Genomic DNA, 14945 nt, shown 5'->3' on the forward strand with positions numbered 1-14945 from the left:
CACCGATTCCGCAGTGCACAACCCCTTGAGCAACTGTTTCCATGTTGTGAAGCGGCGTAGGCTTTCAGTGTGACCCCGTTCTTCATCGCCGGCCGACCGGCGAGCAGCGACGACGTCGTCGAGATCCGCCACCCGTTCGACGGCCGCGTGGTCGGCAGCACCGCCAACGCCACCCCGGCGCAGGTCGAGGAGGCGGTCGCGGCGGCCGCCGCCGTCCAGAGGCAGGCGGCCGCCCTCCCGGCGAGCGTCAGGGCCGCGGCGCTGGACCACGTGAGCGCCCGGCTGAAGGAGCGCGCGGAGGAGTTCGCCCGGCTGATCACGGGGGAGAACGGCAAGCCCCTGAAGTGGTCCCGGGGTGAGGTGGGCCGGGCGGTGTCCACGTTCCGCTGGGCCGCCGAGGAGGCCCGCCGCTTCTCCGGCGCCGTGCAGCGCCTCGACACCGACCCCGCCGCGACCGGCCGGATCGCCCTGGTCAAGCGCGTGCCGAAGGGGCCGGTGCTCGGCATCGCCCCGTTCAACTTCCCGCTGAACCTGGTCGCGCACAAGGTCGCCCCGGCGATCGCGGTCGGCGCGCCGATCGTGCTGAAGCCGGCGCCGGCGACCCCGCTCAGCGCGCTGCTGCTCGGCGAGATCCTCGCCGAGACCGACCTGCCCGAAGGCATGTGGTCGGTCCTGCCGATCCCCAACGACCGGGCGCCGGCCCTGGTCGCCGACCCGCGCCTGCCGGTGGTGTCCTTCACCGGCTCCGGCCCGGTCGGCTGGGGGATCCGCGAGGCCGTGCCCCGCAAGCACGTCACGCTCGAGCTCGGCGGCAACGCCGCGGTCCTGGTCTGTGAGGACTGGGACGACCTCGACTGGGCCGCGACCCGCGTCGCGACGTTCTCCAACTACCAGGCAGGGCAGAGCTGCATCGCGGTGCAGCGGGTGTATGTCCACGACCGGCACTTCGACACGCTCACCGAGCGCCTGGTCGCGGCGGTCGAGGCGCAGGTGACCGGCTCGCCGTGGGAGGACGCCACCGACGTCGGCCCGATGATCAGCCGGGACGCCGCCGAGCGGGTCGAGTCCTGGGTCGGCGAGGCCGTCGCGGCGGGCGCGAAGCTGCTCACCGGTGGCACCCGCGACGGCGCCTCCTATGCCCCGACGGTCCTGACCGACGTGCCCCGCGACGCGAAGGTCGTCTGCGAGGAGGTCTTCGGCCCCGTCCTCGTGCTCGAGCGGGTGGCGTCCGACGAGGCCGGGCTCGCCGCCGTCAACGACTCGCAGTACGGGCTGCAGGCCGGCGTCTTCACCCGCCGTCTCGACCGCGCCTTCGAGGCCCACCGGGTGCTCGACGTCGGCGGCATCGTCGTCGGCGACGTCCCCAGCTACCGCGCCGACCAGATGCCCTACGGCGGCGCCAAGGCCAGCGGCGTCGGGCGCGAGGGCCTCGCCAGCGCCATGACCGACTACACCGAGGACCGCGTCATGGTGCTGACGGGTCTGCAGCTGTAGCGGCCGCGGAGCCCGGCGGCTTGGCCTCCGTCTCGTGCAGGCGCTGGTCCCAGACGTCGGGCTCCAGGAAGATGAGGCATTCGTCGTCCAGGTCCTCGCGGATGCGCGCCTCGGCCCGGTTGATCGCCTCCGCGGCGTGCGCCACCGTCTCGCCGGGGCTGAACGCGACCTTGGCAGCGATCAGCAGCTGGTCGGGGCCGAGGTGCATGGTGCGCAGGTGGATCAGCCGCTCGACGAAAGGCTCGACGGCCGCCTCGATGCGCCGCAGCGTCTCCTGGTCGGCGGACTCGCCGATCAGCAGGCTGCGCATCCGCATCGACAGCGTGATCGAGATGACGACGAGCAGGATGCCGATCGCGATCGTCCCGGCCGCGTCCCACCGGCCGTCGCCGGTGACGACGGCGAGGGTGATGCCGACGACGGCGAAGAACAGGCCGGTCAGCGCGCCGAAGTCCTCGGCCAGCACCACCGGCAGCTCCGGCGAGCGGGTGGTCCTGATGAACCGCAGCCAGGGCAGCCCCCGCCGCTCGGGCTGCGCCTCGTGCACCGCCGTGCGCAGCGAGAAGGACTCCAGCGCGATCGACACGCCGAGCACCGCGAACGCCCACACCGGCGACTCGACCGGCTCGGGGGAGTGCAGCTTCTCGTACCCCTCGAACAGCGCGAAGACGCCGCCGACCAGGAAGATGACGAGCGTCACCAGAAACCCGTAGAAGTAGCGGAAGCGCTGGTAGCCGAACGGGTGCAGCGGCGACGCCTCCCGCTTGGCGCGGCGGCCGCCGACCAGCAGCAGCAGCTGGTTGGTGGTGTCCGCCACCGAGTGCACGGCCTCGGCCAGCATCGCCGAGGAACCCGTGAAGAGGAACGCGACGAACTTGCTGACGGCGATGCCGAGGTTGGCGGCGAACGCGGCGATGATCGCCCTGGTGGAGTTCCCTTCCTCGGCCATGTCTCCCCCTGTACCACACTGGAGACATGAACTAACACCGGCAACTCCGGACTGACACGTGTGCCGAACTTTGCGGCACTAGGCTTCGCGGTAGGACCAGCGCCCACGACAGGAGCACGGACTGTGATCGACCTGAGCCGGATCGTCAAGGCCTACGACGTGCGGGGGACCGTGCCCGATCAGCTCGACGAGCCGGTCGCGGCGGCGCTCGGCCGCGCGTTCGTGCAGACGCTGCGTAGCCGGGGAGAGTTCGCGGAGCGCGTCGTGACGGCGCACGACATGCGCGAGTCGGGTCCGGCGCTCGCCTCGGCGTTCGCGGCAGGTGTACGGGCTGAGGGCGCCGACGTCGTCGAGGCGGGGCTGGGCTCGACGGACCTGCTGTACTTCGCCTCCGGCACGCTCGACCTCCCCGGTGCCATGTTTACGGCGAGTCACAATCCCGCCCAGTACAACGGCATCAAGCTCTGCAAGCAGGGTGCGAAGCCCGTCGGGCAGGACTCGGGTCTCGCCGAGATCCGCGAGCGGGCCCAGGCGATCCTGGAAGGCCGCGGTGAGCCGCCGGCCGGCGGGCGTGAGGGCGGGATCGAGCAGCGCGGCATGCTGGCCGGCTACGCGGCGTACCTGCGCGGCCTGGTCGACCTGAGCGGCATCCGCCCGCTCACCGTCGTCGTCGACGCGGGCAACGGCATGGGCGGCTACACGGTGCCGGCGGTGCTCGGCGACGGCCTGCCGCTGACGATCGTCCCGCTGTACTTCGAGCTGGACGGTTCCTTCCCCAACCACGAGGCCAACCCGCTGGAGCCGGCCAACCTGGTGGACCTGCAGGCGAAGGTCCGCGAGACCGGCGCCGACCTGGGCCTGGCCTTCGACGGCGACGCCGACCGCTGCTTCGTCGTCGACGAGCGGGGTGAGGCCGTCTCACCCTCGACGATCACGTCGATGGTGGCGGTGCGGGAGCTGGCGAAGGCGCCCGGCGCCACGATCATCCACAATCTCATCACCTCGCGGGCCGTGCCGGAGATCGTGCGGGAGCACGGCGGCACCCCGGTGCGCACCCGCGTCGGGCACTCGTTCATCAAGGCCGAGATGGCCAGGACCGGCGCGGTGTTCGGCGGCGAGCACTCCGCGCACTACTACTTCCGCGACTTCTGGGGCGCCGACACGGGCATGCTCGCCGCGATGCACACCCTCGCGATGCTCGGCGGGCAGGCCGCCCCCCTGTCGGCGCTGACCAAGGACTACGTCCGCTACGCGGACTCCGGGGAGATCAACTCCACGGTCGCCGACCCGGCCGCGAAGCTGGCCGAGATCCAGGCGGCGTATCCGGTCCCGGTCGACCACCTCGACGGGATCACGCTGGACTTTCCCGACGGCAGCTGGGTCAGCGTGCGCCCGTCCAACACGGAGCCTCTTTTGCGGCTTAACGTTGAGGCGCCGACCGCCGAGCGGATGGCAGCCCTGCGCGATGAAATGCTTGCCGTCATCCGCCGCTGACGAACGCTGCTAGAAGGAGTTGGATCAGACGTGTCCGTCGACCCCGCCCTGCTGTCCATCCTGCGCTGCCCCGACGAGCACCACGCCGAGCTCACGCTCGACGCGGCGGCGCAGACGCTGACCTGCACGTCCTGCGGCCGGATCTTCGAGATCCGGGACGGCATCCCCGTCCTCCTGCTCGACGAGGCCCGGCTCCCCGAAGGCGGCGTCCAGCTCCCCGAAGACGGCGGCCCGGTCACCGGTGGTGCCGCCCCTCTCACCGAAGGTGGTGCCGCGTGAACCCGCTCGAAGGCACCGCGGGCGTCCGCGGCCATCGCGAGATCGACCTGTCGCTGCTCGACGACGCCGCCGCGCTGGAGCGCAACGACCCGGGCGGCATGCTGCGCGCCACCGCGTCGGCCGGCGCCCAGGTCCGCGAGTCGGCGGCGCTCGCCGCGGAGACCGACCTGAGCGCCCTGGCCGACGAGGGCCGCCCCCGGGCGGTCGTCGTCGCCGGGGTCGGCACCGCCGCCCGCACCGGCGACATCCTGGAGACGGTGGCGGGCCCCCGCTGCCCGGTGCCGGTCCTCGCGCACCGCAGCGCCGGCATCCCCGGCTGGGTCGGCGCCGCCGACGTCGTCATCGCCGTGTCCGCGTCGGGCCGCTCCCCGGAGGCCCTCGCGGCCGCCGAGGCCGCCGGCCGCCGCGGTGCCCGGCTCGTCGCGATCGGCGCCCCCGACACGCAGCTGCACGCGCTCGCCGACCGCTTCCGGGCGCCGTTCATCCCGGTGCCGCGCCGGGCGCCGGCCCGCGCCAGCCTGTGGGGTCTCGCCGTGCCGGTGCTGCTCGCCGGCCGGCAGCTCGGCCTGGTCAAGGTCAACGAGGCGGACTTCGCGGAGACGGCCTCCCGGCTCGACGCCGACGCCGACCGGTGCCGGATGACCCTCGAGTCGTTCGTCAACCCGGGCAAGAGCCTCGCGCTCGACCTGGCCCGGTCCGTGCCGATCGTGTGGGGCTCCTCGCCGCTGGCGAACGTCGCGGCCCGGCGCTTCGGCGACACCCTCGCCGCCAACGCCCGCTACCCGGCAGTCGCCGGCGCCCTCGGCGAGGCGGGCCGCGGCAGGGTCGGCCTGCTCGACGGCGTCTACGGCGGGCTGGCCGAGGCGGGCCGCGACATCTTCGCCGACCCGTCCGACGAGGACGAGTCGGTGACCCGGCTGCGGCTGGTGCTGCTGCGCGACGGCGGCCTCTCCGCGGACGAGGAGGAGGCCGACGGCGAGCCCTCGGCCGTCGAGGAGAAGCGCGCCGAGGCGGTCCAGCAGCTCGCCGAGCGCCGCGGCGTGCGGGTGAGCCTGATCACCGCCGAGGGCGGCTCGGCCCTGGAGCGACTTGCGTCTCTCGTCGCGGTGCCCGACTTCGCTTCGATCTATCTTGGACTCGCGCACGGCTTCGACCCGATGGCCGTGCCCGCGGTCTCGGAGATGAAGGAGCTGGTCAGTCCATGAGCGCAGAGGGTGGGACGAAGGCCGTTGTCGCGGCCCTGTTCGCGAATCTCGGCATCGCCGTCACGAAGTTCGTGGCGTTCGCGCTCACCGGCTCGTCGTCGATGCTCGCCGAGGCGATCCACTCCGTCGCCGACTCCGGCAACCAGGGGCTGCTGCTCTTCGGCGGGCGGCAGTCCAAGCGGCGCGCCGACGCCGAGCACCCCTTCGGCTATGGCCGCGAGCGCTACGTCTACGCGTTCGTCGTCGCGGTCGTGCTGTTCTTCGTCGGTGGTGTCTTCGCGCTGTACGAGGCCTGGCACAAGATCGGCCACCCGGAGCCGATCGACACGTGGCAGTGGGTCCCGGTCGCCGTGCTGGTCGTCGCGATCGTCATGGAGGGCCTGTCCTTCCGCACCGCCATCTTGGAGACCAAGAAGATCAAGGGTGACGCCAGCTGGTGGCAGTTCGTCCGCCGGGCGAAGCAGCCGGAGCTGCCGGTCATCCTGCTCGAGGACCTCGCCGCCCTCGTCGGCCTGGTCCTCGCGCTGTTCGGCGTCGGGCTGACCCTGATCACCGGCGACGGCGTCTGGGACGGCATCGGCACGGCCGCCATCGGCGTCCTGCTCATCGTGGTCGCCGCCATTCTCGCGATCGAGATGAAGGGGCTGCTCGTCGGCGAGGCCGCGACCCCGGAGCAGATCGCGCAGATCAGGGCGGCGATCGTCGCGGGGCCCGAGGTCGAGTCGCTGATCCACATGCGCACCGTGCACCTGGGCCCCGACGAGCTGCTGGTCGCGGCGAAGATCGCGGTGCGGCACGACGAGACCGCGGGCGAGGTCGCCCGTGGCATCGACGCGGCCGAGGCCAGGATCCGGGCGGCGGTCCCGATCGCCCGCATCATCTACCTGGAGCCCGACATCTACCAGGCAGGCAAGCCGGCCTCAGCGCCGGACCTGACGGACCTGACGGACACCGCGGAGGCGCACTAGCGTGGAGCTGCTCGATAGTCCGATCCGCAAGTACGCGTGGGGGTCGCAGACCGCGATCGCCGCGCTGCAGGGCCGCCCGGCGCCGACGGAAGAGCCGGAGGCGGAGCTGTGGATGGGCGCGCACCCCGGGAGCCCGTCCCACCTCGCGGTGAGCGGCACGCCCCTCACCGACGCGATCGCCACGGACCCGGTGGGCCTGCTCGGCGCGGCCGGGGTCGAGCGCTTCGGAGCCCGGCTGCCCTTCCTGCTGAAGATCCTCGCGGCGGCCCAGCCGCTGTCGCTGCAGGCGCACCCGACGCTCGCCCAGGCCCGGGAGGCGCACGCGGCGGGTCACCCGTCTTACGTGGACGCGTGGCACAAGCCGGAGATGCTGGTCGCGCTCACCGAGTTCGACGCGCTGTGCGGCTTCCGGGACCCGGCGGTCACCGCGGCGGACCTGGCCGCGCTCGGCGTCGCCGGGCTGGAGGAGACCATCGGCGCGCTGCGCCAGGACGACAAGGCCGCCGCCCTGCACGACGCGGTGCGCGGCCTGCTGGCCAAGCCCGACGCGGGGCTGGTCGACGACGTCGTGGCCGCGTGCGCCGGCCGCGGCGGGGTCTACGCCCTGGCCGTGGAGCTCGCCGCGCAGTACCCCGGGGACGCCGGCGTCATCGTCGCGATGCTGCTCAACCGGGTCCGGCTGCACCCCGGCGAGGCGGTCTGGATGCCAGCGGGCAACCTGCACGCCTATCTGCGGGGCGTCGGCGTGGAGATCATGGCGGCCTCCGACAACGTGCTGCGCGGCGGCCTGACGCCGAAGCACGTCGACGTCGAGGAGCTGCTGCGGGTGCTGCGCTTCGAGGTGCTCGACGACCCCGTCACGCGTGCCACGCAGCTCGGGCCGGGCCTCGTGACCTGGCCGGTGCCGGTCGACGACTTCACCCTGCACCGGGCGGTCCTGGACGCCGGCACCCCGGCGGTCCGGCTGCCCGGCGGCGGCCCGCGGATCGTGCTGTGCGTGCGCGGCGGGGTCCGGGTCGACGACGGCGTGTTGCCGGTCACCCTCGAGTCCGGTCAGGCGGCCTTCGCCCCGGCGTCCCGGGGGGAGCTGGCGGTCAGCGGCGAGGGCGACGTCTTCCAGGCCGCCACCCCGTAAAACGCAACCCAAAGCGCGGCATCTTGTCCGGATTTGCCTTGACATTGCGACTGCACAGGGTAGTGTTCTGACTACGCAGGGTTCGACGTTGAGTCTGAGCCTCACGCGGGGGAGCCAAACCGGGGGGAAGCACGGGGCGGTGAGAGTGATCTCACCGCCCCGTGCGCTGTCCAAAGGCCGGTGGGCGTCCCTGATGGCCTGCCGCGTACCGTAAGAGTCGCGCCGCTTTGGGCCTGGCCGCGACTGGTCGATCAGCGCGGCTCGCATTCGGGCCCAGATCCAGATCCGGCCCACAGACCAGGAGACTGCATGACCAGCACGCTGCCGCCGCGGATCGCCCAGGGAGACCGCCCGAAGACCGTCGCCGAGGGTGACTTCAAGGTGGCCGATCTCTCCCTCGCGGCCTTCGGGCGCAAGGAGATCCAGCTCGCCGAGCACGAGATGCCCGGCCTGATGGCGATCCGCCGTGAGTTTGCCGCGTCGCAGCCGCTGCGGGGCGCGCGGATCACCGGTTCGCTGCACATGACGATCCAGACCGCGGTGCTGATCGAGACCCTCGCCGCGCTCGGCGCGCAGGTGCGCTGGGCCAGCTGCAACATCTTCTCGACGCAGGACCACGCCGCCGCCGCGATCGCGGTCGGCCCCGAGGGCACGCCGGAGAACCCGTCCGGCATCCCGGTCTACGCCTGGAAGGGCGAGACCCTGGAGGAGTACTGGTGGTGCACCGAGCAGGTCCTGCTGTGGCCGGACGGCGAGGCGCCCAACATGATCCTCGACGACGGCGGTGACGCCACGCTGCTCGTGCACAAGGGTGCCGAGTTCGAGGGCCTCGGCGCGGTCCCGGCGGTCGACACGGCCGACTCGGAGGAGTACGCGGTCATCCTCCAGCTGCTGCACACCTCGCTGAGCGAGGACAAGGGCCGCTGGACCAAGGTCGCCGCCGGCATCAAGGGCGTCACCGAGGAGACCACCACCGGCGTGCACCGGCTCTACGAGATGCACCAGCAGGGCAAGCTGCTCTTCCCGGCGATCAACGTCAACGACTCGGTCACCAAGTCGAAGTTCGACAACAAGTACGGCTGCCGCCACTCGCTCATCGACGGCATCAACCGGGCCACCGACGTGCTGATCGGCGGCAAGGTCGCGGTCGTGTTCGGCTACGGCGACGTCGGCAAGGGCTGCGCGGAGTCGCTGCGCGGCCAGGGCGCCCGCGTCATCGTCACCGAGGTCGACCCGATCTGCGCGCTGCAGGCCGCCATGGACGGCTACCAGGTCGCCACCATCGAGGACGTCGTCTCCACGGCCGACATCTTCGTCACCGCGACCGGCTGCCTCGACGTGCTGACCGCCGACCACATGGCGCAGATGAAGCACCAGGCGATCGTCGGCAACATCGGCCACTTCGACAACGAGATCGACATGGCCGGCCTGGCCAAGCGCTCCGACGTCAAGCGGATCAACATCAAGCCGCAGGTCGACGAGTGGAAGTTCGACGACGGCCACTCGATCATCGTGCTGTCGGAGGGCCGCCTGCTCAACCTGGGCAACGCGACCGGCCACCCGAGCTTCGTGATGTCCAACAGCTTCACCAACCAGGTCATCGCGCAGATCGAGCTCTTCACCAAGCTCGAGGACTACCCGGTCGGCGTCTACACGCTGCCCAAGCACCTCGACGAGAAGGTCGCCCGGCTGCACCTGGACGCCCTCGGCGTCAAGCTCACCGAGCTGTCCAAGAAGCAGGCCGAGTACCTCGGCGTGCCGGTCGAGGGCCCCTACAAGCCCGAGCACTACCGCTACTGAGCCGCCTCGCTACCACGAAGCAGGCACGAAGCAGGCACGAAGCAGGCACCAAGCGGCGCCGAGTAGGCGCTGAGCAGCACCAAGGGCCCGGCCGTTCACGCGGCCGGGCCCTTCGCGCTTCTACAACTTGTAGAACACTGCGGCCTGCCGGTAAGGTAACGCTGACCTAAGTAAGGTTCGGCTAACCTGCGGAGCCCTGAATGACCGCCATCTACCTGATCGGCCTGCGTGAAGGGCTCGAGATCACCCTGGTGGTCTCCATTCTCGTCGCATTCCTGGTCAAGAGCGAGCGCAAGCCCCTGCTGAAGTTCGTATGGGCCGGGGTGGCCGCCGCCGCGCTGCTCTCCATCGGCTTCGCCGCCCTCCTCGAGGCGGGCGCGGCGACCCTCAGCTTCGAGCAGCAGGAGCTGTTCGAGGCGTGCGCGTCGTTCGCCGCCGTGGTCTTCGTCACCTGGATGATCTTCTGGATGCGCCGGATGGCCCGCCGGATGGCCGCCGAGCTGCGCGGGCGGCTCGAGGAGGCGATCCAGGTCGGCGCGTGGGCGATCGCCGGCATGGCCTTCCTCGCCGTGGTCCGCGAGGGCCTGGAGACCTCGATCCTGTTCTACGCCGCGGCCCAGGGCACGCAGGACTCCGCCGAGCCGCTGATCGGCATCAGCCTCGGCCTGCTCACCTCGGTCGTGCTCGGCTGGCTGCTCTACATCAGCGCCGTCCGCATCAACCTGACCCGCTTCTTCACCTGGACCGGCGCGCTGCTGGTGCTCGTCGCCGCCGGGATCTTCAAGTACGGGGTGCACGACCTGCAGGAGAGCGGTGTCCTGCCGGGGATCAACAATCACGCGTACGACGTGACCGGCGCGCTGCCGCCCGACAGCTGGTACGCCGAGCTGCTCCGCGGCATGTTCAACATCACGCCGCAGCCGACGGTGCTGGAGACGGTCGCCTGGCTGGTCTACGGCATCCCGGTCCTCGTCCTGTTCCTGCTGCCGCTGCTGAAGAAGACCCCGAAGCCGGCGCCGGCGCCGGTCTCCACCTCCGTCTGAAGCGCCCGCACCCCTCACCTTCCGTAGGAGAACCATGCGTAAATCAGCCCTGATCGCGGTGAGCGCGGGCACTGCCGCGGCGCTGAGCCTCGCCGGTTGCGGCGACAGCAAGGACGACGCCAAGCCCGGTGCGGCCGGCAACGGCAAGATCGCCGTCACCGCGACCGACACCGAGTGCAAGGTCTCCGCGACCGAGGCCGCGTCCGGGCCGGTGACGTTCACGGTCAGCAACAAGGGCGCCAAGGTCACCGAGTTCTACGTCTTCGCCGCCGGGGACCGGATCATGGGCGAGGTCGAGAACGTGGCGCCCGGCCTGAGCCGCGAGCTCATCGTCGAGCTGCCCGCCGGCACCTACGAGACGGCCTGCAAGCCCGGCATGGTCGGCAAGGGCATCCGCGGCGCCTTCAAGGCCACCGGCGAGACCAAGCCGCTCACCGACGACGCGAAGCTCGCCCAGGCGACGCAGGACTACCAGCGTTACGTGAAGAGCCAGACCGGCGCGCTGATCGACAAGACCACCGAGTTCGTCGACGCGGTCAAGGCCGGCGACATCGAGAAGGCCAAGACGCTCTTCCCGATCGCCCGCACGTACTGGGAGCGCATCGAGCCCGTCGCGGAGAGCTTCGGCGACCTCGACCCGGCCATCGACGCCCGCGAGGCGGATCTGGAGGCCGTCCAGGAGTGGACCGGCTTCCACAAGATCGAGAAGGACCTCTGGGTCGCCAAGGACGTCAGCAAGTCCGGCCCGACCGCCGACAAGCTGCTCGCCGACGTCAAGACGATCGTGGCGAAGGCCAACGAGGTGCAGCTGTCGCCGCTGAACCTGGCCAACGGTGCCAAGGAGCTGCTCGACGAGGTCGCCACCGGCAAGATCACCGGCGAGGAGGACACCTTCTCGCACACGGACCTGTGGGACTTCGCCGCCAACCTCGAAGGCTCCCGCGCCGCGATCGCCGCGCTCCGGCCGGTGATCGAGGAGAAGGACGCCACCCTCGCGAAGACGCTCGAGGACAAGTTCGCCGCCGCGCAGGCCGAGCTCGACAAGCACCGCAAGGGCGACGGCTGGAAGCTGCACAACGAGCTGTCCGAGGCCGAGCTCAAGCAGCTCGGCGACGCGATCAACGCCCTCGCCGAGCCGATCAGCAAGGTCGCCCCGCTCGTAGCCGCCAAGTAGTGCCCGCCGGCCCCGGCCGCTCCCTCGCGGGGGTGGCCGGGGCCGCGACGACGGAAGGACACCAGATGGATCGCCGCAAGATGCTCGGCCTCGCCGGCGCGGGTGCCATCGGCGCCGCGGCCGCGGGCGTGGCCGGAGCGACCCTGCTCGACGGCGCCACCCACCCGGCGCAGGCCGCCGACGCGGGTGCGGCGATCCCGTTCTACGGCGAGCACCAGGCCGGCATCGTCACGCCGGCCCAGGACCGCCTGCACTTCGTCGCCTTCGACGTCATCACCGACAAGAAGGCGGAGCTCGTCGAGCTGCTGGAGAAGTGGACCATGGCGGCGGCGCGGATGACCGCGGGCCGCGACGCCGGCAACATCGGCGCGGTCGCCGGCGCCCCCGAGGCCGCCCCGGACGACACGGGCGAGGCGATCGGCCTGCCGCCGTCGGGCCTGACGCTCACGATCGGCTTCGGGCCGACGCTGTTCCGCACCGCCGACGGCAAGGACCGCTTCGGCATCGCCGACAGGCGGTCGGCGGCCCTCGCCGACCTGCCGCGCTTCGCCAAGGATGCGCTCAAGCCGGAGATCTCCGGTGGCGACATCTGCATCCAGGCGTGCGCGCACGACCCGCAGGTGGCGGTGCACGCCGTGCGCAACCTCGCCCGCATCGGCTTCGGGGTGGTCAGCGTCCGCTGGACGCAGCTGGGCTTCGGCCGCACCTCGTCGACCTCCCGCGGCCAGGTCACGGCGCGCAACCTCTTCGGGTTCAAGGACGGCACCGCCAACCTGAAGGCCGAGGACACCCAGCTGCTCAAGGAGCAGCTGTGGGTGCAGCCGGGCGACGGCGCGGAGTGGATGACCGGCGGCTCCTACGTCGTCACCCGGAAGATCCGGATGCTCATCGAGACGTGGGACCGCACGTCGCTCGGCGAGCAGGAGGCGATCATCGGCCGGGACAAGGGCGAGGGCGCGCCGCTGGGCGGCAAGGCCGAGTTCGACCTGCCGAAGTTCGACGCGAAGGGCGCGGACGGCGGGCCGGCCATCGCCGCGGACGCGCACGTGCGGCTCGCGCACCCCGACGCCAACGAGGGCGCCCGGCTGCTGCGCCGGGGATACAACTTCGTCGATGGCTCCGACGGGCTCGGCCGCCTCGACGCCGGCCTGTTCTTCATCGCCTACCAGCGGGATCCGCGCAAGCAGTTCGTGCCCATGCAGACCCGGCTCGCCCGGCAGGACGCGCTCAACGAGTACATCCGCCACGTGTCAAGTGGTTTGTTCGCCTGCCCTCCGGGCCTCCGTGCCGCCGACGACTATTGGGGCCGGGCGCTCTTCGCGTAGATTCGACGGATTCGAAGGCATGTTTCCCGGATATTTCGGACGCGAGTCGCCAAGATCTACTTTCACCATCTGTAACAACCGCACTTCAGAACGTCCGATTCGTTGGGTAAATGGTCGGCCAACAGTCCGCATAACGGGACAGTTACGAATCTCTACATCCTCTATGCAGGTAGCCCCTCGCGTCGTTTCCTTTAGGCACCACAACGCAGCCTGGTTGGCCCACGGTCGTGCCCGCGACCGCGGACTCATCGTGGCCAGGGCTGTCGTTCCTGACTGGAGGAGACATGCGCACGAGATCGAAGGGGCTCACCAGCCTCGTCGCGGTCGCGGCGGCTTCGCTGCTCACGTTGACCGCCTGCGGTGGCGGGAGTGACACCAAGAAGGAGACGCCGACGTCCAACGCCGGCTTCGCCGACTGCGAGAAGAGCCCGAACACCTGCAACAGCGGCAACACCAAGCCCGGCGGTGAATACATCTTCGGCCTCGAGCAGAGCTTCACCAGCTGGAACATCACCACTGAAGAGGGCAACACGCTCGTCGCCTCGCAGGCGCTGTCGGGCGTCATCCCGCAGGTCTACAAGTCCGACCCGAGCGGGCAGCTCCAGCTCAACTCGGACCTCATGACCTCGGCCGAGCTCACCAACCAGAACCCGCAGACCGTGGTCTACAAGATCAAGGCCGACGCGGTCTGGAACGACGGCACCGCGATCAGTGCCGACGACTTCGTCTTCGGCTGGAAGCAGAACTCCGGGAAGAAGGAGCACTGCTCGGAGTGCACGCCCGCCAGCACCTCCGGCTATGACCTGATCAAGAGCATCGTCGGCTCCGACAACGGCAAGACCGTGACGGTGACCTTCGACGACGGCAAGACCTACGCCGACTGGAAGGGCCTCTACTCCACCGACGGCCTGTACCCGGCGCACCTCGCGACCAAGCAGGGCTTCGACCTGAACAAGCCCGAGGGCGTCAACAGCGCCGCCAACTGGTTCAGCGAGACCGTGCCGACCTGGTCCGGCGGCCCGCTGGTCATCGACACGTTCAACAAGGACCAGTCGCTGGTGCTCAAGAAGAACGACAAGTGGTACGGCAAGGTCAAGCCGTCCCTGGACAAGGTCGTCTTCAAGTTCGTCATCGACCAGGGCAGCGTCATCCCGGCCCTGAAGAACAAGGAGATCACCGGCATGTCGCCGCAGCCGAACGCGGCGCTGGTGAACGGCGCGGCGGAGACGCCCGGTGTCATCTACCGCATCGGCCACGGGTACCAGTGGGAGCACCTGGACCTGAACCTGAAGAACAAGTACCTTGCCGACCTCCCGCTGCGCCAGGCGATCTTCACCGCGATCAATGTCAAGTCGGTCATCGACAAGACCTACGGTGTGTTCGACAAGGCCGCGAAGCCGCTCGGCAGCCACAACTTCTTCCCCGGCGACCCGAACTACAAGGACGTCGTGACCCCCACGGGTCAGGGCTCCGGTGACGTCGAGAAGGCCAAGAAGATCCTGACCGACGCCGGCTACAAGATCGAGGGCGGCAAGCTCATCACGAAGTCCGGCGAGGCCGTGCCGCCGCTGCGCTTCCGTCACACCAAGGGCAACCAGCTGCGTGCCACGACCGGTGAGCTGGTCCAGGCGGCGCTGAAGAACATCGGTCTCGACATCAAGATCGAGGTCACCGAGACGCTGGGCAAGACGCTCTCCACGGCCGACTACGACATGATCATCTTTGCCTGGGTCGGCAGCCCGCTCTACCAGGGCTCGGCCGAGCAGAACTGGGTCACCGGCAACGGCGGCAACTACGGCAGCTACTCCAACCCCGAGGTCGACAAGCTGACCAACGAGGGTGCCCGCTCGCTCGACCCGAAGAAGGCCGCCGAGCTGATCAACCAGGGCGACGAGATCCTGTCGAAGGAGGCCTATGTCCTCCCGATCGCGCAGAAGCCCACGCTGACGTTCACCTACTCGGACTACGTCAACATCCGGGACAACGCGACGCAGTGGAGCCCGACGTACAACATCCAGGAGTGGGGCCAGAAAGCGGCCTGACGCACCGGATCGACGGGGACCCCGGACGCCGCGTGCG

At 70.4% G+C, this 14945-nt stretch carries 11 protein-coding genes and 1 pseudogene; 11 read left to right on the plus strand and 1 reads right to left on the minus strand.

Going from position 1 to position 14945, the window contains the following annotated elements:
* The first annotated feature begins 69 nt into the window (after nt 1-69).
* The gene (locus ACFY3L_RS27710; RefSeq protein ID WP_389329962.1) at nt 70-1494 is read left to right on the plus strand and encodes an aldehyde dehydrogenase family protein; all 1425 of its coding nucleotides are present in this window, start codon (nt 70-72) and stop codon (nt 1492-1494) included.
* On the opposite strand, the gene ACFY3L_RS27715 is transcribed toward ACFY3L_RS27710, so the two are convergent.
* Nucleotides 1466-2443, minus strand: a complete 978-nt coding sequence (locus tag ACFY3L_RS27715) for a cation diffusion facilitator family transporter (RefSeq protein WP_389329965.1) — start codon at nt 2441-2443, stop codon at nt 1466-1468. The genes ACFY3L_RS27710 and ACFY3L_RS27715 overlap by 29 nt on opposite strands.
* A gap of 123 nt (nt 2444-2566) precedes the next feature.
* Between ACFY3L_RS27715 and ACFY3L_RS27720 the strand changes: the two genes are divergently transcribed.
* From ACFY3L_RS27720 to ACFY3L_RS27765, 10 genes and pseudogenes are all read left to right on the plus strand, one after another.
* Nucleotides 2567-3937 (plus strand): phosphomannomutase/phosphoglucomutase, encoded by a 1371-nt coding sequence (locus tag ACFY3L_RS27720; RefSeq protein WP_389329968.1) that lies wholly within the window; start codon nt 2567-2569, stop codon nt 3935-3937.
* Nucleotides 3938-3967: 30 nt separating this feature from the next.
* Nucleotides 3968-4129 (plus strand): annotated as a pseudogene (locus tag ACFY3L_RS27725) (Trm112 family protein); the annotation flags it as partial.
* A gap of 83 nt (nt 4130-4212) precedes the next feature.
* Nucleotides 4213-5421 (plus strand): SIS domain-containing protein, encoded by a 1209-nt coding sequence (locus ACFY3L_RS27730; RefSeq protein ID WP_389329971.1) that lies wholly within the window; start codon nt 4213-4215, stop codon nt 5419-5421.
* A complete protein-coding gene (locus tag ACFY3L_RS27735; RefSeq protein ID WP_389329974.1) occupies nt 5418-6389 on the plus strand; it encodes a cation diffusion facilitator family transporter in 972 nt (323 codons plus the stop codon). Before ACFY3L_RS27730 ends, ACFY3L_RS27735 begins: the two co-directional genes overlap by 4 nt.
* A 1-nt stretch (nt 6390) precedes the next feature.
* Complete coding sequence (manA, locus tag ACFY3L_RS27740; RefSeq protein ID WP_389329977.1) at nt 6391-7524, plus strand: mannose-6-phosphate isomerase, class I; 1134 nt, start codon at nt 6391-6393, stop codon at nt 7522-7524.
* A 309-nt stretch (nt 7525-7833) separates the two neighbouring features.
* On the plus strand, nt 7834-9324 hold the full coding sequence (gene ahcY / locus ACFY3L_RS27745) for an adenosylhomocysteinase (protein ID WP_389329980.1): 1491 nt from the start codon (nt 7834-7836) through the stop codon (nt 9322-9324).
* Between the two features lie 200 nt (nt 9325-9524).
* Nucleotides 9525-10367 carry an iron uptake transporter permease EfeU gene (gene efeU, locus ACFY3L_RS27750; protein ID WP_389329983.1) on the plus strand — a complete coding sequence of 281 codons (843 nt, stop codon included), beginning with the start codon at nt 9525-9527 and terminating at the stop codon, nt 10365-10367.
* A gap of 34 nt (nt 10368-10401) precedes the next feature.
* Nucleotides 10402-11541, plus strand: coding sequence for an iron uptake system protein EfeO (gene efeO / locus ACFY3L_RS27755; protein ID WP_389329986.1), 1140 nt, complete (start codon nt 10402-10404; stop codon nt 11539-11541).
* 32 nt (nt 11542-11573) lie between these two features.
* Nucleotides 11574-12866: an iron uptake transporter deferrochelatase/peroxidase subunit gene (efeB, locus tag ACFY3L_RS27760; protein WP_389330120.1), complete on the plus strand. Its 1293-nt coding sequence runs from the start codon at nt 11574-11576 to the stop codon at nt 12864-12866.
* Between the two features lie 284 nt (nt 12867-13150).
* Nucleotides 13151-14908 carry an ABC transporter family substrate-binding protein gene (locus tag ACFY3L_RS27765; RefSeq protein ID WP_389329989.1) on the plus strand — a complete coding sequence of 586 codons (1758 nt, stop codon included), beginning with the start codon at nt 13151-13153 and terminating at the stop codon, nt 14906-14908.
* Nucleotides 14909-14945 lie beyond the last annotated feature (37 nt).

Origin of the sequence: Dactylosporangium sp. NPDC000521, from assembly GCF_042898305.1 — a bacterium.
Classification (GTDB): domain Bacteria; phylum Actinomycetota; class Actinomycetes; order Mycobacteriales; family Micromonosporaceae; genus Dactylosporangium.

Excerpts from the sequence above, each read along its gene's own strand:
- ahcY (WP_389329980.1), top strand. The coding sequence starts at position 7,834 with ATGACCAGCACGCTGCCGCCGCGGATCGCCCAGGGAGACCGCCCGAAG.
- efeO (WP_389329986.1), top strand. The coding sequence starts at position 10,402 with ATGCGTAAATCAGCCCTGATCGCGGTGAGCGCGGGCACTGCCGCGGCG.
- efeU (WP_389329983.1), top strand. The coding sequence starts at position 9,525 with ATGACCGCCATCTACCTGATCGGCCTGCGTGAAGGGCTCGAGATCACC.
- ACFY3L_RS27735 (WP_389329974.1), top strand. The coding sequence starts at position 5,418 with ATGAGCGCAGAGGGTGGGACGAAGGCCGTTGTCGCGGCCCTGTTCGCG.
- ACFY3L_RS27715 (WP_389329965.1), bottom strand. The coding sequence starts at position 2,443 with ATGGCCGAGGAAGGGAACTCCACCAGGGCGATCATCGCCGCGTTCGCC.
- ACFY3L_RS27765 (WP_389329989.1), top strand. The coding sequence starts at position 13,151 with ATGCGCACGAGATCGAAGGGGCTCACCAGCCTCGTCGCGGTCGCGGCG.